This is a genomic window from Neobacillus niacini (genome assembly GCF_046591715.1).
Taxonomy (GTDB): domain Bacteria; phylum Bacillota; class Bacilli; order Bacillales; family Cytobacillaceae; genus Neobacillus; species Neobacillus niacini_L.
Genome location: NZ_JAWVNQ010000007.1, coordinates 1 through 20,721 on the forward strand (window position 1 = coordinate 1; position 20,721 = coordinate 20,721).

Genomic DNA, 20,721 nt, shown 5'->3' on the forward strand with positions numbered 1-20,721 from the left:
TTACTGGCGGCGCTAATGATTTGTCCTTAAGACCTTAGATGAAGGACAAACCTACTGGCTTACAGCACCTTTTTGTAAAGGGTGCTGTTACTATTTGCGGGGAAAAATCTCAGGAAAAGACCAGGAGAACCGTCCCCATGGTCACGGTTTTAACCAGCAGTCCTTATGGGCAGAATAGTTCTATTCTCTTTTGTATTCTTTCGTGTATCTCTGTTGGTATTTCTTTAATCTTGATATCTTCACCTAGGAAGAGCAGCCAATTGGTTATTTCGGTCAATTCTTCAGGATTGTTGACATTGATAAAAGCCTTTAGTATGGCTGTGGCCTGGTATGGATTTGTATAGGAAATGGACATTTTTAAAGGGTGATATTTTTTAAATTGGGCAATTGCTTTAGGACCAAGTTCAAGGATTACGTTGGATACCTCTTCCTGCTGCTTAAATTTTTCTAAAATCTTTTTCTTACTCCAGCTTTTGTTCGTTGGGCAGGGTTTGATGTCGATGAGATTGTCGACATGAAAAATCTGCTTCTTTTCTTCCTTTATGTCAAAGCCTTCAATCAACCACAGGCTTTTTTCACGATAAAGGTGCAAAAGATAGATATGATAAGACTTTATGACCTTCCCTTCTTTAATCGTAATCAATAAATTCCGATCCAAAAGCAGGAGCTGAATGAGTTTTTCTAACATGGGATGTGGGAGGTCTGACAAATCGAGCAGGTCAGGATTATTCGGGTTTGTCCCTTCAAATAGCAGGATTTCATTTAATAGAACAAGGTGATCCTGCTGGTTTTCGGAGATGATGCCCAGCAGTTTTTCAGCTAATGACTGCCGGCTCTTTAGATAGGGAAGCTGTTGATTCCTTGTAGCCATAAAGGCAATAAAAAGAGCTTTTACCTCATTATCGGTAAAGCGCACATGGTGCAGCACAGAATTATGCATGACGAAATAACCCCCGTCCCTGCCCACTTCAGCAACAAGCGGCATCCCCATTGCTTCAATTTCTCGGATATCCCTAATAGCTGTCGAACGAGAGATGTTAAATTCCTGCATGATTTCTGTAATGGTAAAGTGGGATCGGTTGTTGACATACCGCATAATGGTATTAATCCGTTCAACTTTTTTCATTCAGCTGCTCACCTCCGAAACAGTGTCATTTTTTGATACTATTTAAAGTTATTATAAACACATCAAATAAAAAGCGAAATTATTTGATTCATTTTTATAAAAGGAGTGTTTTGAACATGGCAAATTACACATTAGAGGAAAAAGACAGCTTTACCGTTTTAGGTTTTGGAGTAGAACTTAAGAGTAATTACACAGACTATGCTGGCATCACGAAGGAAAAAGCAGATTTTTGGAGTGCTGTTAAACAAGATGGAACACTTGACGCTTTAAAAGCCGTTGCCAAAAACGACTACATTTTTACGGTGAACGAAGCGGTGAATAACAAGATGATGCATTATGCCGGGGTTATGACAGAGCAAACGCTGCCAGATGCAACACGTGTGATCCAATTTCCAAAAGGGGAATACATCGTTGTAAAAGGAGAAGCGGGAAGTTCTGAAGAATTAAGTAATATGCTGACTGGCACTGCCTTCGGTCAAGTCTTGCCAGAAGCAACAGATGTTGCCTATGTTGGCGGGCCAAATGCATCTGTTGAGATGGGGCAGCGCAATGGCTTAGTTTATGGTGAAATGTGGATTCCGGTTGTTAGGAAATAAGAAATAAAGGGATGGATGAAAATGGCCTATATCGTTGATTTTAAAAATGTTTCGACGGTTGGTTTAGAGTCTTCACCCGTGGCAGAGACACTGGCTGGTTTACGCGCGAATGAAGCTCGTTACTTTATGAACAAATATAAGCATGAATTTACTGTGGTACCCGCAAGTGAGTCCACTGACACACTTGAGTATGTGAGCCAAATATTGAAAATAGAACGCGATATAGAGTTTGCAGCCAAGCCTTTAGAAACGTCGCGTTTTCAAGTGGAGAATATCAATTGGGCGTTCGTCTTTTATGAAGATGGACTTGAGGTCAACGTTCTTTATACGCTGGATGGCCCTAAGCCGAAGCGGGCTGTTGGATTTAAGCTTTCTGAAGGGATGGAAGTACCGAAGGAGCTAGAAGGAAAGTTTAAATTTGCCCGGCAGAAATCTAAACTGGCTGGAACCATTCGGGGAACGTTTTTTGTTATAAAAGGGGAATATTAGGTGACCACGGGGGTGACCATGGGGTGACCATGGGGACGGTTCTGGTGGTCTTTTTCACTGTATTACTGGTTACTTTTAACCTAAGATTGACTACTTCCACGGCAGTGTCTTCGGATACGAAAATGACCAGGAGAACCGTCCCCATGCCCCTAATCTTTTTATGGACAGCTGATGCAGAAGTCTTTAATAATCTGGATATTATTATCCTGGCCGCCTTCTTGTTGAAATCTTAGGCCACTAAAAAGTACAGATTCGGCATCTTCTACTTGAATGACAGCTTGCTGACGAGGTGGGAGATTAATGGTAGTAGCAGTTCCAATTCGAGGAGTCACGATAGCAGTTCCACTTGTTGTGTCACCCGTACCGTTTCCTAGGATGACAAACATTGCCTTATAGTGATTTTCAGTCAGATCGGTGAAAAGAAAAGTGTTCTCAGCTTCGAAAGTACCTTCATGTCGACGTACCTCTCCTTGATCTGTGCAGCAGATACAAAAATCCTTAATTATACTCATGTTCCCTCCAACTAGGCCTGTAGACCTTAAAGATACAGATAGAGCATCTTCTATTTGAACGGTAACTGAGCCGCTGAAATCAATAATGGTGTTTGTTCCATCTCTTGCCGTTACTATGAGCTGACCGTTCGCACCAGCACCTGTTGCCTGACTTGTAATTCTCAAACCAATCATTGCTTTATAGTGATTTTCTGTCAAATCCGTAAAATAGGTAAATGTACCAGCTATTTGCAAAATTTCGATTGTTGTAGCTTCATGCCTAAGAACCTCACAATTGGGTCTTCTAATTCCCAAAATCCCATCTCCTTTTATATGAAAAATTTATTTGAAGTTTCATACCTATGCATATGGTAGAAAACAAGCAATTGCTTGGACAAACTTATTATTTCCAGTAAAAGGGGGATTTTAGGTAACCATGGGGGTAACCATGGGGACGGTTCTCATGGTCCTTTCACTTGGTTAATGATTACAAGGTAGTGGAAACACACATACCAAGTAAAGTAACCAGAAAAGCAGCCCAAAAGAACCGTCCCCATGTCCCTAAAACATCAAAAGTAAATTTTAGTTTTGGGTATGCCAGTTTCTTACTATCTTTAATTACTTTTTCTGTTAACACCTCATCGCTCCTTAATAGTTCATCGATGGTTAACCCAAAAAGATCACTTAACTTAATTATGATTTCAATGCTCAGATAATTCTGGCCATTCTCCCACTTAGAAACGGAAGGTTGCAGCCCTTTATCCCTTATTTTTCGGTATTTGATCCCGGAATAATTGCTAAGAATTTTATTATTAATAAACGAGGATGATTCATTTAATTGTGCTTAAAACATGAAAGGCTGACCCCGAAATTAACTTGGGGTCAGCCTTTTTCTATTACAATTTTACCTATTTTTAGTGGTATCGTCGGAAACGAAAATGACCAGGAGAACCGTCCCCCTGCCCCCTTTACCCTGAAGATACTTCTCCTTGTTTTCCTTTCCATAATGCATATCCCAGCCAAGTGAAGGCGACTCCTGCTACCATTTGCGAGATGTTAGAGCCGTATGGAACAAAATCTACCAGCGGGCAGAGGATGATGAGATATGCAGGAATCCGGGGCAGCGTTCCTTTTACAGCTAGTAAGATACCAAAAATAAAGATGAATAAAAATAGTGAGTAGAGCGAGATTGTAAAGCCCATTCCAACAGTCTCAAGGCCATTTTCCAATAATTCGGGGTTAGCTTTATCAATATCATTAATCGCAAAGGTGATAAACCATTTTGCTCCTAACCAGAGTGACATGCTGGCAATCATTAAAATAAAGGTAATAAATCCAGGTACACCTAATTTATCAAATTGCGCGATGTAGATTCCTATCATTCCTAGAAGAATCAGGACAAAAGCAAAGTGGTCAAGATATTCTGCGGTGAATGCTTCAGGATTAACCAAAAACCATATCTGAGTGACAATCATCAATAAACCGCCAAACAAAGAAAAGATTCCAAGATTCCGAATCAACGAACTGATTGGCATGCTTATTCATCCTCCCTTAATATGATGAGTACTCTACAGTATATGGGGATTTGGAATGCCGTAGAATCATGATGGGGTTAGTCCTCAATTAATCTTTTTATAAAAATATGCTTTTTTAGATATGGAAGTAAAAATCGATCAAAGCCGTAGAAATACCTCCCTTTTCCAATGAATAAAAGAATCATGGCAATGGCGAAAAGCTTTGTATCTGTGCCAAATAATCCAACACCCGCCATCATAAAGTTCAGATTCATGAAGGCGCCCGCGATTAAAGCAGGAATCGTCGCTAATCCTAAAATTAATCCCAAGCCAACAAGAAATTCTCCCCAAGGGATCAGGATGTTAAAAAAGTCAGCATTGGGTAAAGCAAACCCCTCTAGAAATCCAGCATACCAGCCTTGGACGGTTGGATGGTGATTTCCGGTTGCATTGGCAATGGCTCCTTGTAAAAATCCACTAACCTCAAAGCCAGAGTTCATTTTATAAAATCCCGCTTCAATCCATTGAAGTCCCAGCCAAATTCGTAATACAGTCCATACGAACGCCATTTTTGGACCATTGATATGTATTCTCATCATGAATTTCTCCTTTTCCTTTAATACGCTTATTTTAGCGAGCCCCCTCCTCTATTACCTTGATTTAGGTCAACATTAAATCTAAATAAAAATGCCCTTCATCCAATGGACGAAGGACAAACTATTGGTTAAGGTAATCTTTAACTTTTACTATTTACACTCTGCCGTTAAGGAGTCCCTGCTGCTTAAGCAGTTGCATGATCAGCCTTCACACAGTCAATGGCAACAACTAGTGCAATCATAATGGTTTCCATCTCTTCCTCCATGATTTGAACCTTGTAGCTATCACCCCAAGTAAACCACTCCTGGCTCACTTTACCGACGATTTTACCATGCTGGAATACCTCAAAATCCATATCCCACCATTTACCGTGCACTTCAATACCTGCGCTATCTATCGTATAACGTGCTTTCAAGAAGGAAAGCTCCTTCTTAATCTTGAAAACCTCTCGACCATTTACCTCAACAAAAAACTCCGGTAAAAAGCTTAACGTCTTTTTCGTGATTAAGGCAACTTCATCTCTAGTTGTATTCATAATGGAGAAAGTTTTAGGAACCTTCATAAAACTCCCTTCAACGTAATAGACATCGTTCTCCTTGTGATCCTTTACGGTAAATTTGCCGCTAAGACTGAGAACCTTTTGTTTAATATATAGCTGTTTCATGTTATGCCTCCTTGTTTATGCTGCTATTAACATTAGACAGAGTGTTTCAACATGTTCATCGTTTATTTAATAGTATCATATATAATGATAAAAAGTGTAAATGGTTTCTATCCGAAAGGGTGTATGAAATTGCTGATTATCATTAGTTTTTTGGTGACTGCTTTAATCGGTGGATTTATCATTTTAAGAGCAAGCGGCAGGATTATTTTTATCGGTTTTCTCTTAGGATTAGCAGTTGTTCATTTGGGGATATGGAAGAAGAAAGTCATTGTGATCATACTGGGAGTGGTAATCATGATACTATCATTTCTATTCCCAAGTATTATCTTTTATACTCTTTAACCTAAAGGGGTAATACTTCTACAGTGGTGGCGTCGGAAACAAAAAATGACCAGGAGAACCGTCCCTCTGGTCATTCCCCATTATTCCAATCTCTCTCAATATCAGTCAGTTCACTCCATAAAGGCTTAAGATTGTTTTTTCTCATGAAATCATCAAACCTTTTAACTTTCTTTACGTTAATCTCCTTATCATCCAGCCAAATACTATCGCATTCATCACAAATATATATAGTACGATTAGTCTTTTCTATCTTTGCTTTATGAACAATCCCTTGACCATCACAAAAAGGACAATAATTCACTGACCCTCACCCCCACTCTGAATGAAGTTGGAATAACCTTAGCCTGATTAAAAAAATTTTTATAATGGAGGTACCTATTTTAGAAACCCATTAAGATAATAATACTAACTTAAATAGTATTAATATAGTAAACCATTTTTGAAGGCTATTGTGGGATAATTGATTTTGAAGACTCCTAATATTTACATACGATTATACTGCAGAATTAACCAAAAATTCCCCGCTAATATTGCAGGCCCTCCTTCTTGTACCGAAATGTAATTTTTCACCACTATAGTAGTTCTATTTTAGTAGAATTTCATATTCTTATCTCACATATGTTAATTTAATTGATTCTATTTTAATAACAAAATAACGGGGGAATGGTATGAAAGTATTTAATAAAGTCATTGTCGTAACTGGTGCTGGCGGCGGGATTGGACAAGAACTCGTTGTCCAGCTTTTAGAAAAAGGGGCCATAGTCGCAGCCATTCTTCACAAATCTGGGCTGGAGGAAACAAAGTCTTTAGCAGCCATCTATGGTGACAGAATTTCAATCCACATTGCTGATCTAGCGAACAGAGAGGATGTAGAAAAGCTTCCAGAAGAAATCATCTCCGTTCATGGATGCATAGATGGAATCATTAATAATGCCGGAATTATTCAACATTTCCATAGCGTAAATGACCTTGATTATGAACAAATCCAAAAGGTCATGGAAGTGAATTTTTACGGGACGCTTTATATGTGCAAATCGTTCTTACCACACCTTTTACTTCGACCAGAAGCTCACATTACGAATGTTTCAAGCATGGGCGGATTTCTCCCTGTGCCGCGTCAATCAATTTACGCGGCATCTAAAGCAGCTGTCAAAATGTTAACGGAAGGTCTTCATTTAGAGCTGAGAGATACCAATGTCGGCGTAACCGTCGTCTTTCCCGGCGGGGTTGATACCAACATCGTTCAAAATGCTGGAATTGAAAGAACAGGAGTGGAAAGCCATAACTATAAGATGCTTAGCCCAAACAAAGCGGCTGCCATCATTATTCATGGTATGGAAAATAAAAAATACCGAGTACTAGCCGGTAATGATTCAAAAATAATGGACTTCTTATACCGCTTAAATCCGAAAAAGGCAACAGACATCATTGCCAATAAAATAAAAACACTATAGCATGATCACAGGTGACCGTGGGGACGGTTCTCGCGGTCTTTTCACTTGGTTAATGATTACACGGCAGTGAGACACTGACCAAGTGCAAGAATCCAGAAAAATGTCCAAGAGAACCGTCCCCCTGGTCCCCCCATAGGCGGAGATTTTCCTGCTATTGTATCTAGAGGAGGCTTAATGGGCAAATATAAGCGGAGGTTTTCCGGTTAACTGCTGTAAAAAAGAAAAAATCAAAGGATTTGGAGACAATAAGCGGAAAAACTCCTCTTATTTTAAAGGAAATTTAGGTATTTCCCAAAATAGACGGAAATACTCCGCTTATTTCCCAATCATATTGAAATGACCAAGAGAACCGTCCCCACGGTCAGGTCCCCCCGAGAACCGTCCCCCTGGTCACCCCCTTGCCCCCGCTACTCTAACATTTTCGATATTTTCCTGCTGATTCTTTTATTAACCAAACTATATAGCTTCTTTAATACATAAATGGCGATTAGAAAGATAAAGGCAAAGTATTCAGGGATTTCCATGACTCTAAAAGGACTTACGGCGTTGCGCATGGCGGTTTTCATTTCAAATCCGAGCAGGAGGTCTATACCGAAGGAACAACTTATTAATGTTGCTAACATCAATAGTGTAATCATAATTATTTTCATTTTTATCACCTTTTTAGGTAGGATTCCTCTTTTTGCATGGAAGTGCATTGGTACTTTCTAGAAAAAAGGGAATACCTTTTCTTTATTGGTGGAAAATAAGAAAAAAGCAGGAAAGGTTTAGTGACAATGTCTCTATTTTCCCTATCCAGAAAAATAAAAAAGTTAAAACTGCAAAAGAAACATACCACTCAACAAAACGACCAGTCATCGAAAGCTATCCAAAGCTCTTTGGAAGATCAAATAAATTACATTAGAGAAAAAACTGGGAATAGCATTGATGTTGTCATCCGAAAATTGCAGCTTAGGGATGGCAATGGTCCCGATATAGCGGTTGTCTTTGTGGAAGGGATTTCGGATAGTAAGGTCATTAACGACTTTTTGATTGAATCAATTATGAATAATAGTAATGTTCCGACCAGCAGGTCTATTTTTGAAGTCCTGCTTGAAAAGGCAGTAGCACTGGGTGATGTAAAAGAAATTACCGATTGGGACAACTTATACCTTTCCTTAATGTCTGGTGAGAGTATTATCCTTGTTGACGGTGCAAAAAAAGCACTTAGTGCCAGCACGCGAGGCGGAGAGCAGCGTTCCATTGAAGAACCGGGGAGCCAGGTAACCGTTAGGGGTCCTCGAGATGGGTTCACTGAAAACATTCGTACCAATACCGCTTTAATTCGCAAACGTATTCAAAACCCTGATTTATGGCTGGAAAATATGAAAATCGGCAGCGTCACAAAAACAGATGTTTCCATTATGTATATCAAAGGGATCGCAAAGGAAGAAATTGTAGAGGAAGTCCGAAATCGCTTAAAAAGAATTGAAATCGACAGTATTCTTGAGTCCGGTTATATTGAACAGCTTATTGAAGACCAAGCATTCACTACATTTCCAACCCTTTATCATACGGAAAGGCCCGATATGGTCGCGGGCAATCTTCTTGAAGGCAGAATTGCGATCATTGTGAATGGAACTCCTTTCGTGTTAATCGCACCGGCAGTTTTTATTCAATTTTTCCAGTCGGTTGAGGATTATTATGGACGGGCTGATATTGCAACGGCGCTTAGATTCTTGAGGATTTTAATATTCTTTATCTCCATTATTGCTCCAGCGGCTTATATTGGGGTGACTACCTTTCACCAGGAGATGATTCCCACACAGCTGTTAATAGCCATTGCGGCCCAAAGGGAAGCTGTGCCTTTTCCTGCCTTTTTCGAAGCCTTGATCATGGAAGTTGCTTTTGAAATCCTTCGTGAAGCAGGAGTAAGAATGCCCCGGGCTGTGGGGTCTGCTATCTCCATTGTGGGTGCACTGGTAATTGGGCAAGCAGCCGTACAAGCAGGAATTGTTTCCCCAGCTATGGTTATTATTGTTGCGATTACAGCAATAGCTAATTTTGCAACTCCTGCTTTTGCAGTGGCGATTTCCGCACGATTAATTCGCTTTGGATTTATGTTCGCCGCTGCAACCTTTGGCTTTTACGGGATCATTTTGGGGGTCATCATTCTAGCCGTACATTTATGCAGTCTCCGGTCTTTTGGAGTCCCTTATTTAACCCCAATGGCCCCCCTTGTCCCGGCAAGCCTTGGGGATACCATCTTACGCCTGCCCATGTGGGCCCAGAAAAAACGGCCAAGGCTATTTAGCAGTAATACGGAGAATCGGGTCGGAGATAACCAGAAACCCCAGCCTCCTGAGGGCAAGGGAATGGTCAACGCTTCATTAGAAAAAGGTGACCAAGATGAAGAAAATTAACAACTTAGTGTGTTTCTTACTTGTTATAGGCGCTGCCCTACTGTTGTCAGGCTGTTGGAGTAAAAAGGAATTAACAGACTTGGCGATCGTTGCCGCTATTGGGATAGACAAAAATGAAGAAGGGCGATATGTTGGCACATTGCAAATTATCAATCCAGGTAACGTTGCAAGCGGCATGCAAGGCGGCGGAGGGAGCCAGGGACCTCCTGTTTCCGTTATAACAGGAACGGGAGATAGTATTGTCGAGTTAAGCAGAAAGGCATCCCGTAAATTGTCAAGAAGACTGTATTATGCACATACCAATCTAGTTGTCATTGGTGAAGATCTTGCAAGAGAGGAACCCCTCACCACCATTCTTGATTCGCTTGAACGGGATGCAGCATTCAGAAGTACAGCTATTCTTGTAATTGCCCAGGGATCGAAAGCTTCCGACATTGTGAAAGTGTTGACAGCCATTGATAAAATTCCTTCAAATAAAATAATTAAAACATTAAAATTCACTGAAAGAACGTGGGGGGAAAATATCGCTATTACGATGCAAGATGCGATAAAGATACTGGTCTCACCCGGTAAGGAACTAGTCGTTTCGGGATTTCGGTTAAGCGGAGATGTAGATAAAGGGAAAAAAATAGAGAGTACACAGCAAACTGAACCCTCCTCTTTATTATATGCAGGGGGTCTCGCGATTTTTAAAAACGGGAAGTTAACGGATTGGATTGGTGGAAATACGGCAAGAGGATCTGTATTTCTCCTCGACAAATTAAACGCCTCTGCCATTGGTGTAAAATGGGAAGGAAAAGACGAGGCTATACTATATGAATTAATCAGGCAAAAAACAACGGTAAGTGCAAAATTGGAAAAAGGAAAGCCCCATGTTTCCATTGAGGTTTCAGCGGAGGGGAATATTGGTGAGATAAAGGTGCCTACAGACCTTACGAATCCTGATGTGCTGTTAAAAATAGAAAAGGAAATTGAAAAGGAAATTAAAAACGAAATTTCGATAGCTGTGAAGCAAGCCCAAAAAAATAAATCCGACATTTTTGGTTTTGGAGATGCACTTCATCGAACCAATCCTAAGGAATGGGCAAAAATGGCCCCTAAATGGCATGATATTTATTTTCCAGAAGTGAAAACAGATATCGTAGTGGATGCCTTTATTCGTCGGACTGGTTTGCGTAACGCTCCCCACCAAATTAATAAGTAATACTTACAAAGGATGAAAAGGACGTGACAAAGGCATGGAAAAGGCAAAAATAAGCTTATACCAGCTTTTTGTCCTGATCTTGTTACTTGAACTCGGCAGTGCGATATTAGTGCCTCTTGCCATGGATGCCAAACAGGATGCCTGGATGGCTATTCTGTTTGGCATGGTGGGAGGACTTTTCTTATACTGGGTATATTACCGGTTATTTTTTTACTATCCAGATTTATCACCTCCAGAATATATGCAAAAATTGCTTGGAAAAATCCTAGGTAATATCATTGCCTTTTGTTATATTATTTTCTTCATCTATATTGCAGCCAGAGTACTTCGTGATTTTGGTGAGATGCTCCTGACCTTTGCCTATCTCGAAACTCCCTTATTTATTGTAAATGCACTGCTTATGCTGGTCATTATTTTTGCGGTCAGCAAAGGCATTGAGGTGGTGGCAAGAACTGGAGAATTATTTTTTGTTTTTATCTATTTTCTTGCTATTGTTGGTTTTATTCTGATTGCCTTCTCTGGACTTATTGATGTAAATAATTTAAAACCTGTACTCGAGAATGGTATTCTCTCTGTAGGAAGAGTAGTTTTAACTCAATCCATCGTATTTCCATATGGTGAGGTATTCGTATTTTCGATGATTCTTCCCTATGTAACAGACCGGAAAAAAGCGAAAATGACAGGGCTTTTTGCTGTTGCACTAAGCGGGATTAACCTTTCCATTACGATGGCGATCAATATTGGTGTACTCGGCGTAGACTTAACCTCCCGCTCGCCATTTCCGCTTTTAAGTACGATTCAAAGCATACAAGTGGCAGAATTTCTTGAACGTCTTGATGTTTTTTTTATGATCTCTACAGTCATTTGTATTTTTTTTAAAGTAAGTTTATTTTTCTATGCTGCAGTTTCCAGCACAGCAGTTATATTTAAGATAAAAAAACCATCAAACTTAACCTATCCGCTAGGAATGGTGGTTTTGTTCATGTCTGTTACAATCGCAAGCAACTATGCTGAACATTTAGAGGAAGGATTAAAATTTGTTACAAGATATGTACACCCATTCTTCTTTATCATGATTCCCTTACTGCTCTTAGGAATTGCTTTTTTTAAAAACCGAAAGAATAGCAATCAGTCATAAAGGACAAAGGACAAGGGGGCAATGACACCTTGTCCTACTTCCTTTCTTGACATACTTCTAATACATTTAAAAAAGGCCTGAGCTTTGCAGCGTCAGACCTTCTAGAACCTATGATTTCATTTTCCAAACAGAAGCTATATTTGCAGCTGTTCTCTCTACGTACTCTCCTGCATGCTTAAAGGCATCTTCCAATGTGGTGACCCCGGGAACAATACTGAATAATGCATCAATCCCATGTTCATAAACAACATGACTATCCTTCGATACATTTCCAGCAATCCCCACAACAGGTACGTTATATTGTTTAGCCGCTTTCGCAACACCAACTGGAGTCTTGCCAAAGATGGTTTGTCCGTCAATCTTACCTTCTCCAGTAATGACTAGATCTGCATCCTCTACGATGCGGGATAGACCAGTAGCTTCTATCACAATTTCGACGCCCCGTTTCAATTCTGAAGGTAAAAAGGCCAATAATCCTCCACCTAGGCCGCCTGCAGCACCGGCGCCAGGTATATCAACTATTTTCTTACCAAGATCTCTTTCGATAATAGCAGCGAAATGACCAAGATTTTGATCCAGTTGTTCGACCATTTCTGGTGTTGCACCTTTTTGTGGTCCAAAGATTGCCGAAGCTCCCTTTTCCCCCGTAAGCGGATTTTCAACATCACATGCTACGTCGATTTTAATATCTGCTAAACGGTGATCTAATTTCGAGAGATTAATAGAGGCTAAGTCACCTAGAGATCCGCCGCCATCTCCTATTTCCTTTCCATCCTTATCAAGGAGAAGTGCACCGAGAGCTTTCGCCATTCCCGCACCGCCGTCATTTGTAGCACTCCCGCCGATACCAATAATGATATGGTTAACTCCGTAGTCAAGAGCTGCAGCAATTAATTCACCAGTCCCTCTAGTCGTTGTCACGAGGGGATTTCGTTTCTCTCTTGGTACAAGATGTAATCCTGAAGCGGCAGCCATTTCGATTACAGCTGTTCTTTTAGAACCAAGGATTCCAAAGAAAGCATCTACCGGTTCACCCAGCGGCCCCGTAACGATTTTAGAATGGATTTCACCACCAGTTGCATCCACTAATGACTGGACCGTGCCTTCTCCACCATCGGCCATTGGTACTTTTACATATTCAGCATTAGGAATAACCCGTTTGAAACCTTTTTCGATGGCCTCAGCTGCCTCTAATGCTGATAAACTTTCTTTAAATGAATCTGGAGCAATGACAATCTTCATCTTTTCCCCTCTCCTGACTATGTGATATTAACCAAATATATGAAATACACCATAAATTAAAGTAGAAATAATAGCTAAAGTTAAACCGACTAGCGTTTCGTATGGAAGTACTTTTAGACGTTCTTTAATTTCCATATTGACACTCCCGCCTGTTGCATGGAAGAAGCTTCCGTGTGGTAAATGATCTAGAACGGTTGCCCCGGCATGAATCATCGCAGCACCAGCAATCGCGGAAACACCCATTCCTAAGATGGTTGAACTAAATACCTGGCTGGCTACTGCCGTCCCAGCAGTGGTAGAAGCGGTTGCCGCTGACATGAAGATACCTGACACTGGTGCAAGAACATAACCAGGAAGTCCAATTGCATTTAATCCTTCGATTAAAACATCTTTCAATCCAGAATTAGCAATAATTCCAGCCAGCGTACCTGTTCCAAGAAGCATAATGGCTACACCTGACATTTTTCCTAAGCCTGAAATAGCATAGTCGTTTATTTTTCTTCCTCTACCCATTACAATAGCTCCCACAATACCTCCAACAGGTAAGGCAATCAAAGGGTCAATACTAATATCAAACAACGGTCTTAAGGCTAATAATATAATAGTTACAATAGGGGCAATAAGAGCTGCTAAGAACGAAGGAAGCGGCCCGCCATTATGAGTTTGAATTTCTTGCACCTGAACCGTTGAGCCTCTTTTTACAAGTTTTTTAGCAATAATATACGTTACAAAGAGTCCAAAAATGGCAGGAATGATCCCTGCAGCCATGATAGAGGTTAAGGGAACATTAAAAGCATCTGAAGCAGCGATGGCATTTGGGTTTGGTGACATAATGTTACCAGCTTTACCTCCGCCAATCATTGCTAATAAAATTGCCGTTTTAGAAATACCCGCTCTATTCGCAATCGCAAGAGCAATAGGGGAAACTGTAATTACAGCAACGTCGATGAAAACACCAACTGTTGTTAAAATCATTGTAGCAATCGCTAAAGCAAGCAATGCTCTTGTTTCTCCTAATTTTTTCACAATCGTTTCGGCAATGACGGCAGCAGCACCTGATTCAATCAGAACTCCAGCTAAAACACCGGCAGCCAAAATTCTTAATACGGCTGGAATAATTCCTTTAGCGCCTTCCATCATTAATGTTACGGTATTGGCTATATCAACTCCTCCGATAAGACCACCGACTAACGCACCGGCAATCATTCCATAGGCAGGGGATACCTTCTTAAGAATTAAAACAATCGCAACAATTAGTGCAACGATTGCACCTAAAGCGCTTACTTGAATTTGAGCATCCATTTTTGAACTCCTCCTTGATTGTTGTATACTCATTGTAAGCGTTTGCGAAAGGAAATACATTGTTCAGTCCATCAAAAAAAGGCTTGTATGAATCAAGCCTTTTTTGTGCATTTGCACAAATTTACTTAATTTGATTTTGTAAGATGGAAAGATAGAGTTCGAGTAAATCCTTAATTTTACGCGGGTCCTTATTTGTCAATTCTGCTATCCGCACCAACCGATATCTAAGCGTGTTTCTGTGAATAAATAGTCTTCCAGCCACTTTATTGACATCTCCATTTTCCTCAATAAAAACGGCTAATGTTTCTAACAATTCCCCTTTTTTATCATGTTGCTTTAATTTTTGAAAATATGGACCAATCTCTTCACCAATTCCTAGTTGATTAGCTCGTGCAAGAAAAATAGGCAATTTATAATCCTCATAAAAATATATAGTTTTATGAGGATCTAGCTTCTCTCCTACATTCAAAGTATAGACTGCTTCCTGATAAGATTCGGATAAACCCTCTAAAGCTGGATGACAGGTCCCAACTGCAATTTTGCAATATGTCTCCTGATAATTTCCCAGTCCAACAGCCCATTTTTCCATTTGGTTTAAAGTTTTGGAATAATCCCATTCTGTTTGAGACATCACTACTTTTTTTAATAGAACGATATGATCATGGTCCATCACATATAAATCGTCTTTTTCCAATTTATCTCGAATCCATTTATACCCCTGTGATTGGTTTTGAACCTTAAGGATAATCGCAACTCTCGGGATATCTAAGTTAATCCCGAGCCGCTTAACTCTTTCAAAATATAATGAATCTAAATTTCCCGCCCTATGCAGCAGCTGGCTCGTCAATTCTTCCTTTAATCGTTCATCCCACTGCATTTCATCAATTAGAACAGCTTGCTGAAGAATCATTTCTGCAGCCATTTTGACCAGTTCCCCGTAGTTTCGAATTTCATCAGGATCTCCTGTGATCCCAATGACTCCAACTACTTTTTCATGAAAGTTAATTGGAAGATTTATACCGGCCTTAACTCCTTGAAGGGTTTCCGCTTCAGAGCCGCTAATTTCAAACCCAGATTGAGTCTCAATTACCCTTACGGCTCCTTCATGAATAGAATCGATCCTTTTCTTATCTCCTGAACCAATAATAACCCCTTTCTCATTCATAACATTAATATTTCTTTTTATAATTTTCATTGTTCGATTCACAATTTCCTGAGCCAAGGATTGATTTAAAAATCTCATACAAAACCCTCTTTTCATTTATGTAACAATAGAAACATCACTTACTTATGATAAAGTTCAACACAATTAATAACAAATACCTCATCTGCACACGATTACCTCACGGATAAATACCCCTTTCTTTGCAACGCCTCGGTCAACAATGTTAAACCCCGCCACAAGCAGAATTTCATCGATTGGTTCAACCGTTACAACGACCACTTTATCCGCAAACCTCCGGGCACTTTGAAGCATCTCCAGCTGAACTTCAGGCGAAATAACCGAACACAAATTATAGGGTAAATCGATGATCGCTGTGTCGTAATGCTTTGTGATGTTTCGCATATCTTCAAACTTCACTTCGCATGATAAACCAAAGTACGCGATATTCTCTCTTGTTCCCGCGAGAATAACTGGATTATTGTCGCTCCCCACGATATCAATTCCCATGGAAAGAGCTTCTACCAGGACCGTTCCGATTCCGCAGCAAGGGTCAATCGCTTTGATGCCGGTTGGATCCAGGATAGCGATATTCACTACGGCTCTTGCCACACGAGTGCTGAGCGCCGTGGAATATTGATGCGGCTTTTGTTGATGTTGATACCAAACTGATTCACTTTCTACATAATCACCGAATATCCATCTTCCGCCGCCGAGATTCATTATCCCAAATAATCGCTCTGGCTGCCGAATATCAGCCTTACCCTTAATCTGTAACCCAACTTCCCTCTCAATTCTTCGCCGCTTCTCAAAGGGTTCCTCCACACTGCCATTTTTCACATAGATCACTTTAAAGGTTTGTTCAGTTTCCAAGGCTGCGGTCTTCGAGAGCAGCTCGTGATAACTTTCTGTTTCCAAAATAACAGCTATTCTTTCCTTCATAAACGGGCTTCGACTTGGATCAATTTTTACCGGACTTTCCAAAATGTTCGTTTGCGACTCAATCCCGAAGAAAGAGCGCATCTCCAAGGCCCGCAATGAAAGTTCATCTTCATAGCCGGCATATGTATAAATAAAGGTACCCATTCTCTTCACCTTTCCATATAAAAAAGACAATAGGATTTCCCCATTGCCTCGTTCATTATCTAAAAAACACCTTGTCAATGTTGTACTTTGACTTGGATTCATTAATAATATACGTTTCATAAATTTCTCGATGTGCTGGATCATCAACGACACAAACTTCGATTCTTGTGATTTCATCGCGATGGTTCTTGACTGGAGAGACACTATCCTCAAAGTGCTTCTTGATTCGCGGACGCAGCTTCCTAGCTTTTCCTACGAACAACAGCTCTTTATTCTTGTTATAAAACATGAAGATACCGCCCTTATCACGTGGGATAAGATGAAAATCAGTAAATCCATAAATATTGCTCATCTCTGGTTTATCTTGTTTGGTAATGGTAACATCTGGCTTTGGAACAGTAATATTAATCACGCAAGCTCACTTCCTCTTTCTACAGTGCTTTAAATGCTAACACAAATCTTCATTTATTACTATCTCCTGATATCATCTTTTTTAAAACATGGGGGCGGGGGCATGGGGACGGTTCTCTTGGTCTTTTTTGAGGTCATTGTGACCACGAGAACCGTCCCTCCGGTCATTTCAACTTTTTAAAACTCGAAACTGACCACACAGCGAATATTAAGACATGTATCTTTTACATGTCGAAAAATGGTAAATCAAAAGAGGTGCACCAACATAAAAAAATAAACAATCAAATGAAGAAGAACAGTGGCTTTTACACAATCTGCTCGTCCCTTGGTTTCATATAATACGAATAATTCATGATGAAAGAAGGATTAAAATGGGGTTACGATGTACATGTGGTGTGTTTACGACACCCGACACTGTTGGAAATAATGTTTTCTTCTTCTTTGGTTCACCCTCAGTTCTGGGGATAGGGACAGCTACTTATACAGCCGATGCTTGTTCAGAAACGGTACCAGATGGCTCAGTTACCTTAGATTTTGTAGATATGCTTAATATGGATGGAATTAATAGAAGTTTCTCTTTTTCTTCAACCGTTATTAATGAAGTCATTTGCGAGGATCAAGGTCTAGGAGAATGTAGAATTACAGTAAATGGAGTAGGTGTAGTAGAAGGTGACCCTACACCTAGAAACTTTTCTGTTGCATTTAGGGATAGACCGGAAATTGATGACCTTGTTGAGTTTTTTGAGATTAGCGGTTTCGCTACTCAAGCTGGTTTTACACCGGTTTCTCCTGAATTTACTGGCTTCGGCTGTATGTAATTAGAGGTCAATCAAACTATTTAATTGATTTCGCATAGTTCCATCCACATACATTAAGCTCCTAAAGCTGATTTTAAAGTACAATAAAATTCATATATTTTTTCGGGCGATGGCAGACTGAAATATTTGCTCTGACATATAGTAGATAAAAGCTATTTTTAGGTGGTGTTAACCATTACCAGCATTCAGGATGTAAGTGAAGTCCTCACCAGCCTTCCACATCACCTTGCCCAAAAGTGGCTAGGCAATGACCTTATCAAAAAAACCATTGCGTTAAGTTATGATTATTGGTTAGAAGATACCAACATCCCTATGACCTTAGAGGAATTTGTGCTGCATTATCTTGAGCACTCAGAATATCTGGGTGAATTGTTTGCTGATGAATCGTCGTAATAAAAGGGGAAATCCTGCGATTTCCCCTTTTATTTCGGATATTAATATTCATAAAGTTCAATCGGCAACCCATCTGGATCACCAAAGAAAGTATATTTCTTTTGGGTCCAGGGGTCTACCCGAATATCTTCAACTTCTACATGCATGTCAGTAAGATGGCGAACGGACTCTTCAATATTATCTACTTCAAAGGCTAAATGTCTCAAACCCGCAGCTTCCGGGTTATTGACCCGTGCTGGCGGATTCGGAAACGAAAACAGCTCGATTTGGTATTGGCCATTCACCTCAAGATCCAGTTTATAGGAGTCTCTTTCTTCACGATACACTTCTCTAATAGGCGTAAATCCTAAAACTCTTACATAAAAATCCTTGGACACTTCATAGTTAGTACAAATAATCGCGATATGGTGTATTTTCTTTAACTTCATCATTTACACTTCTTTCATCTATTTTTAGAAACTCTATCGTTTCGTCTACTATTCGACTTGTTTCTTCGAACTTCCTGCTAATCAAACGATTGATTAGTTCTTATAGTGGGACTTGTATGTAACGTATTTACTCATTTCCAAGGAAATTTTTTTGTCGAATTGCCTGCTAGCCTTCATCCGTTCATTTTACAATGTTCCTCGAAAAAAATTCAATTCTCCCTCATATATCATTTATCTATCATTTTCACTATAACATGGTCCTAATCAAACGTTTGATTAGTTTTTACGAAAAAAACTCTAAAACAAGCTTCTAGGTCAGACTTCGATAAAAAGAATGTCGAAAAACTAAAAGAAAACTCCTACAAATTTATCTTCACCGCCCCTGTCCTTTTTGCCCGCTTTTCCATATATAAAAGGGTGAAAGGAGGTGATAACGATGGCACAAGCAATGATCACAACGTCGAAGTTACGTTTGGTGTTTCAGGTGGGTGTAGGAGAGGATGGCAAACCAGCTCTAAAGGCGAAGACATTCAGTAATATTCAAAAGTTAGCGACCGCTGACCAGCTCTTGCAAGCAGCCCAAGCAATTATCAGCTTATCTAATGATACATCTAGCAGTATCGAGAGAGTCGACAATTCTGATTTACTAATGTAATCGGAAAATAAAGAGTTAGAGGAGGTGAGAAAATGGCTAAAACATTAGAATTGGAGTTTGTTACGGAGTATGGGAAACCTGCTCGTTTATCCGTAGAAAATCCGAAGGAACCGATTGAGGAAGCAGTCGTAAAGGCAGCGATGGAGGAAATGATCGCCTCAGGAGTCTTCACATCTGCAAACGGTAATTATGCTTCTGTTAAAGGAGCGCGAGTGATTGACCGAAATGTAACGGAGTATGAGATTATTTAATAGGTCGAGGCCGGTTTCCAAATGGAAGCCGGCCTCTTAGTTTGCATGGCACGGCATCTAATCCCACATTGTCGCAGGTATTAATGTCATGGAATTCATAGCAGAAAAGTATTAAAAGTGATATTACGGTTTATGAATTATTGGTAGATATTGAGGAATTGTTGGATGTATCACTAGGCAATATAATGAGGATTATGAGCTGCAAGAGAATATAGCTGCTTTAATTTACTTTTAGTATTTTGGGTTTTATATGTGAATTACAAATCTATTTCGGGAGATTGATAGAACTTGAGAAAACTTACAGCAGGGATTTTAACAATTGGTCTTTTACTTACATGTGGAAATGCAGTAGGTGCTGAAAATAATGGTAAGCACCTTGGCTGGAACAACCCAAAAAATCCTCATTACGTACAACAAGACTCACTTGAGATGAAGCTTAATTCATTATTAGGAAACACTGGTATCGTTACATCCATTAAACAGGAAACATATGTAAACTCTCTTGATGGAAAGACTTATCCTAAAATCACAGTTGAAACAGCAAATATTGATTCAGTAAACTATCTCTTTAACTCCCATGAAGTATACTCGGTAATGGAACAATTTACTGGATTAGAGTTATACACTCCGGGTTCTAGTCCATCAGGATTAGGAGTAGAATTTTATTTCATCACTCCATATGTCCAACAATTTCCTGGACTACAAGAGGAATTGGACCGTTTTGCTAATGAATTAGGCTTAACAGTATCGCTTGCAGTATCTGATGATAGATATGGTTTTTCAATATCGATAGACCTCGTTAATGAAGATGATAAAGAAAACATGCCAGCTTTGGTAGATTATATTTCTCAAAAAGTTGGCAGCGAAGTTAATGTAAATGTAATTCAATGGACTGAAGATCAGGCATCTTATATCATTACTCTGAAATAAAGAGTGTTTTTCTTGGAGACTGTTCT

Annotated in this window: 25 protein-coding genes and 1 pseudogene; 12 read left to right on the forward strand and 14 right to left on the reverse strand. The window is 39.8% G+C overall.

Annotated features, from left to right (window positions below):
* Window positions 1–163: 163 nt before the first annotated feature.
* A complete protein-coding gene (locus SFC47_RS16940; RefSeq protein ID WP_411255493.1) occupies window positions 164–1,126 on the reverse strand; it encodes a helix-turn-helix transcriptional regulator in 963 nt (320 codons plus the stop codon).
* Between the two features lie 116 nt (window positions 1,127–1,242).
* On the opposite strand from SFC47_RS16940, the gene SFC47_RS16945 reads away from it, so the two are divergent.
* Together SFC47_RS16945 and SFC47_RS16950 are read left to right on the forward strand one after the other, a co-directional pair.
* On the forward strand, window positions 1,243–1,722 hold the full coding sequence (locus SFC47_RS16945) for a GyrI-like domain-containing protein (protein ID WP_411255494.1): 480 nt from the start codon (window positions 1,243–1,245) through the stop codon (window positions 1,720–1,722).
* 21 nt (window positions 1,723–1,743) lie between these two features.
* The gene (locus tag SFC47_RS16950; RefSeq protein WP_411255495.1) at window positions 1,744–2,211 is read left to right on the forward strand and encodes a phage tail protein; all 468 of its coding nucleotides are present in this window, start codon (window positions 1,744–1,746) and stop codon (window positions 2,209–2,211) included.
* 158 nt (window positions 2,212–2,369) lie between these two features.
* Here the strand turns inward: SFC47_RS16950 and SFC47_RS16955 are convergent, their stop codons facing one another.
* From SFC47_RS16955 to SFC47_RS16975, 5 genes and pseudogenes are all read right to left on the reverse strand, one after another.
* Window positions 2,370–3,017, reverse strand: a complete 648-nt coding sequence (locus SFC47_RS16955) for a hypothetical protein (RefSeq protein ID WP_411255496.1) — start codon at window positions 3,015–3,017, stop codon at window positions 2,370–2,372.
* A 208-nt stretch (window positions 3,018–3,225) separates the two neighbouring features.
* Window positions 3,226–3,447: pseudogene (locus SFC47_RS16960) on the reverse strand (helix-turn-helix domain-containing protein); the annotation flags it as partial.
* 223 nt (window positions 3,448–3,670) lie between these two features.
* The gene (locus SFC47_RS16965; protein ID WP_411255497.1) at window positions 3,671–4,237 is read right to left on the reverse strand and encodes a hypothetical protein; all 567 of its coding nucleotides are present in this window, start codon (window positions 4,235–4,237) and stop codon (window positions 3,671–3,673) included.
* Window positions 4,238–4,314: 77 nt separating this feature from the next.
* The gene (locus SFC47_RS16970) at window positions 4,315–4,812 is read right to left on the reverse strand and encodes a DoxX family membrane protein (protein WP_411255674.1); all 498 of its coding nucleotides are present in this window, start codon (window positions 4,810–4,812) and stop codon (window positions 4,315–4,317) included.
* Between the two features lie 185 nt (window positions 4,813–4,997).
* Window positions 4,998–5,477: an LURP-one-related/scramblase family protein gene (locus SFC47_RS16975; RefSeq protein WP_411255498.1), complete on the reverse strand. Its 480-nt coding sequence runs from the start codon at window positions 5,475–5,477 to the stop codon at window positions 4,998–5,000.
* Between the two features lie 129 nt (window positions 5,478–5,606).
* Between SFC47_RS16975 and SFC47_RS16980 the strand changes: the two genes are divergently transcribed.
* Complete coding sequence (locus tag SFC47_RS16980) at window positions 5,607–5,819, forward strand: hypothetical protein (RefSeq protein ID WP_411255499.1); 213 nt, start codon at window positions 5,607–5,609, stop codon at window positions 5,817–5,819.
* Window positions 5,820–5,889: 70 nt separating this feature from the next.
* Here SFC47_RS16980 and SFC47_RS16985 read toward each other — a convergent pair whose 3' ends face one another.
* Complete coding sequence (locus SFC47_RS16985; protein ID WP_411255500.1) at window positions 5,890–6,120, reverse strand: hypothetical protein; 231 nt, start codon at window positions 6,118–6,120, stop codon at window positions 5,890–5,892.
* 367 nt (window positions 6,121–6,487) lie between these two features.
* On the opposite strand from SFC47_RS16985, the gene SFC47_RS16990 reads away from it, so the two are divergent.
* Window positions 6,488–7,273, forward strand: a complete 786-nt coding sequence (locus SFC47_RS16990) for an SDR family NAD(P)-dependent oxidoreductase (RefSeq protein WP_411255501.1) — start codon at window positions 6,488–6,490, stop codon at window positions 7,271–7,273.
* Between the two features lie 407 nt (window positions 7,274–7,680).
* On the opposite strand, the gene SFC47_RS16995 is transcribed toward SFC47_RS16990, so the two are convergent.
* Complete coding sequence (locus SFC47_RS16995) at window positions 7,681–7,923, reverse strand: YczF family membrane protein (protein ID WP_411255502.1); 243 nt, start codon at window positions 7,921–7,923, stop codon at window positions 7,681–7,683.
* Window positions 7,924–8,049: 126 nt separating this feature from the next.
* On the opposite strand from SFC47_RS16995, the gene SFC47_RS17000 reads away from it, so the two are divergent.
* From SFC47_RS17000 to SFC47_RS17010, 3 genes are read left to right on the forward strand one after another with little or no spacing between them, the layout of a single operon-like run.
* The gene (locus SFC47_RS17000; RefSeq protein ID WP_411255503.1) at window positions 8,050–9,675 is read left to right on the forward strand and encodes a spore germination protein; all 1,626 of its coding nucleotides are present in this window, start codon (window positions 8,050–8,052) and stop codon (window positions 9,673–9,675) included.
* Complete coding sequence (locus SFC47_RS17005) at window positions 9,662–10,879, forward strand: Ger(x)C family spore germination protein (protein ID WP_411255504.1); 1,218 nt, start codon at window positions 9,662–9,664, stop codon at window positions 10,877–10,879. Before SFC47_RS17000 ends, SFC47_RS17005 begins: the two co-directional genes overlap by 14 nt.
* A gap of 34 nt (window positions 10,880–10,913) precedes the next feature.
* Complete coding sequence (locus tag SFC47_RS17010; protein ID WP_411255505.1) at window positions 10,914–12,017, forward strand: GerAB/ArcD/ProY family transporter; 1,104 nt, start codon at window positions 10,914–10,916, stop codon at window positions 12,015–12,017.
* A 108-nt stretch (window positions 12,018–12,125) separates the two neighbouring features.
* Here the strand turns inward: SFC47_RS17010 and SFC47_RS17015 are convergent, their stop codons facing one another.
* The 5 genes from SFC47_RS17015 to SFC47_RS17035 form a co-directional block, all read right to left on the reverse strand.
* On the reverse strand, window positions 12,126–13,259 hold the full coding sequence (locus SFC47_RS17015; protein WP_411255506.1) for a glycerate kinase: 1,134 nt from the start codon (window positions 13,257–13,259) through the stop codon (window positions 12,126–12,128).
* A 27-nt stretch (window positions 13,260–13,286) separates the two neighbouring features.
* On the reverse strand, window positions 13,287–14,561 hold the full coding sequence (locus tag SFC47_RS17020) for a GntP family permease (protein WP_411255507.1): 1,275 nt from the start codon (window positions 14,559–14,561) through the stop codon (window positions 13,287–13,289).
* Window positions 14,562–14,682: 121 nt separating this feature from the next.
* On the reverse strand, window positions 14,683–15,804 hold the full coding sequence (locus tag SFC47_RS17025; RefSeq protein ID WP_411255508.1) for a CdaR family transcriptional regulator: 1,122 nt from the start codon (window positions 15,802–15,804) through the stop codon (window positions 14,683–14,685).
* A gap of 81 nt (window positions 15,805–15,885) precedes the next feature.
* A complete protein-coding gene (locus SFC47_RS17030) occupies window positions 15,886–16,839 on the reverse strand; it encodes a TRM11 family SAM-dependent methyltransferase (RefSeq protein WP_411255509.1) in 954 nt (317 codons plus the stop codon).
* A 25-nt stretch (window positions 16,840–16,864) separates the two neighbouring features.
* Window positions 16,865–17,221, reverse strand: coding sequence for a nucleotide excision repair endonuclease (locus SFC47_RS17035; RefSeq protein ID WP_411255510.1), 357 nt, complete (start codon window positions 17,219–17,221; stop codon window positions 16,865–16,867).
* Window positions 17,222–17,591: 370 nt separating this feature from the next.
* Between SFC47_RS17035 and SFC47_RS17040 the strand changes: the two genes are divergently transcribed.
* Both SFC47_RS17040 and SFC47_RS17045 read left to right on the forward strand, forming a co-directional pair.
* Window positions 17,592–18,038 carry a hypothetical protein gene (locus SFC47_RS17040; RefSeq protein ID WP_411255511.1) on the forward strand — a complete coding sequence of 149 codons (447 nt, stop codon included), beginning with the start codon at window positions 17,592–17,594 and terminating at the stop codon, window positions 18,036–18,038.
* Between the two features lie 162 nt (window positions 18,039–18,200).
* On the forward strand, window positions 18,201–18,431 hold the full coding sequence (locus SFC47_RS17045; RefSeq protein WP_411255512.1) for a hypothetical protein: 231 nt from the start codon (window positions 18,201–18,203) through the stop codon (window positions 18,429–18,431).
* Between the two features lie 41 nt (window positions 18,432–18,472).
* On the opposite strand, the gene gloA2 is transcribed toward SFC47_RS17045, so the two are convergent.
* Window positions 18,473–18,859, reverse strand: a complete 387-nt coding sequence (gene gloA2, locus SFC47_RS17050; RefSeq protein ID WP_411255675.1) for an SMU1112c/YaeR family gloxylase I-like metalloprotein — start codon at window positions 18,857–18,859, stop codon at window positions 18,473–18,475.
* Between the two features lie 436 nt (window positions 18,860–19,295).
* On the opposite strand from gloA2, the gene SFC47_RS17055 reads away from it, so the two are divergent.
* The 3 genes from SFC47_RS17055 to SFC47_RS17065 all read left to right on the forward strand — a co-directional run bounded on the left by SFC47_RS17055 (window position 19,296) and on the right by SFC47_RS17065 (window position 20,695).
* Complete coding sequence (locus tag SFC47_RS17055; RefSeq protein WP_411255676.1) at window positions 19,296–19,514, forward strand: DUF1659 domain-containing protein; 219 nt, start codon at window positions 19,296–19,298, stop codon at window positions 19,512–19,514.
* 32 nt (window positions 19,515–19,546) lie between these two features.
* Complete coding sequence (locus tag SFC47_RS17060; protein ID WP_411255513.1) at window positions 19,547–19,765, forward strand: DUF2922 domain-containing protein; 219 nt, start codon at window positions 19,547–19,549, stop codon at window positions 19,763–19,765.
* A gap of 288 nt (window positions 19,766–20,053) precedes the next feature.
* Window positions 20,054–20,695, forward strand: coding sequence for a hypothetical protein (locus tag SFC47_RS17065; protein ID WP_411255514.1), 642 nt, complete (start codon window positions 20,054–20,056; stop codon window positions 20,693–20,695).
* Window positions 20,696–20,721: the final 26 nt, after the last annotated feature.

Bases quoted from the DNA above. Each gene is read 5' to 3' on its own strand.
- SFC47_RS16940 (WP_411255493.1), bottom strand. From the start codon at position 1,126: ATGAAAAAAGTTGAACGGATTAATACCATTATGCGGTATGTCAACAAC.
- SFC47_RS16945 (WP_411255494.1), top strand. From the start codon at position 1,243: ATGGCAAATTACACATTAGAGGAAAAAGACAGCTTTACCGTTTTAGGT.
- SFC47_RS16950 (WP_411255495.1), top strand. From the start codon at position 1,744: ATGGCCTATATCGTTGATTTTAAAAATGTTTCGACGGTTGGTTTAGAG.
- SFC47_RS16965 (WP_411255497.1), bottom strand. From the start codon at position 4,237: ATGCCAATCAGTTCGTTGATTCGGAATCTTGGAATCTTTTCTTTGTTT.
- SFC47_RS16970 (WP_411255674.1), bottom strand. From the start codon at position 4,812: ATGAGAATACATATCAATGGTCCAAAAATGGCGTTCGTATGGACTGTA.
- SFC47_RS16975 (WP_411255498.1), bottom strand. From the start codon at position 5,477: ATGAAACAGCTATATATTAAACAAAAGGTTCTCAGTCTTAGCGGCAAA.
- SFC47_RS16990 (WP_411255501.1), top strand. From the start codon at position 6,488: ATGAAAGTATTTAATAAAGTCATTGTCGTAACTGGTGCTGGCGGCGGG.
- SFC47_RS16995 (WP_411255502.1), bottom strand. From the start codon at position 7,923: ATGAAAATAATTATGATTACACTATTGATGTTAGCAACATTAATAAGT.
- SFC47_RS17000 (WP_411255503.1), top strand. From the start codon at position 8,050: ATGTCTCTATTTTCCCTATCCAGAAAAATAAAAAAGTTAAAACTGCAA.
- SFC47_RS17005 (WP_411255504.1), top strand. From the start codon at position 9,662: ATGAAGAAAATTAACAACTTAGTGTGTTTCTTACTTGTTATAGGCGCT.
- SFC47_RS17010 (WP_411255505.1), top strand. From the start codon at position 10,914: ATGGAAAAGGCAAAAATAAGCTTATACCAGCTTTTTGTCCTGATCTTG.
- SFC47_RS17015 (WP_411255506.1), bottom strand. From the start codon at position 13,259: ATGAAGATTGTCATTGCTCCAGATTCATTTAAAGAAAGTTTATCAGCA.
- SFC47_RS17020 (WP_411255507.1), bottom strand. From the start codon at position 14,561: ATGGATGCTCAAATTCAAGTAAGCGCTTTAGGTGCAATCGTTGCACTA.
- SFC47_RS17025 (WP_411255508.1), bottom strand. From the start codon at position 15,804: ATGAGATTTTTAAATCAATCCTTGGCTCAGGAAATTGTGAATCGAACA.
- SFC47_RS17040 (WP_411255511.1), top strand. From the start codon at position 17,592: ATGGGGTTACGATGTACATGTGGTGTGTTTACGACACCCGACACTGTT.
- gloA2 (WP_411255675.1), bottom strand. From the start codon at position 18,859: ATGAAGTTAAAGAAAATACACCATATCGCGATTATTTGTACTAACTAT.
- SFC47_RS17055 (WP_411255676.1), top strand. From the start codon at position 19,296: ATGGCACAAGCAATGATCACAACGTCGAAGTTACGTTTGGTGTTTCAG.
- SFC47_RS17060 (WP_411255513.1), top strand. From the start codon at position 19,547: ATGGCTAAAACATTAGAATTGGAGTTTGTTACGGAGTATGGGAAACCT.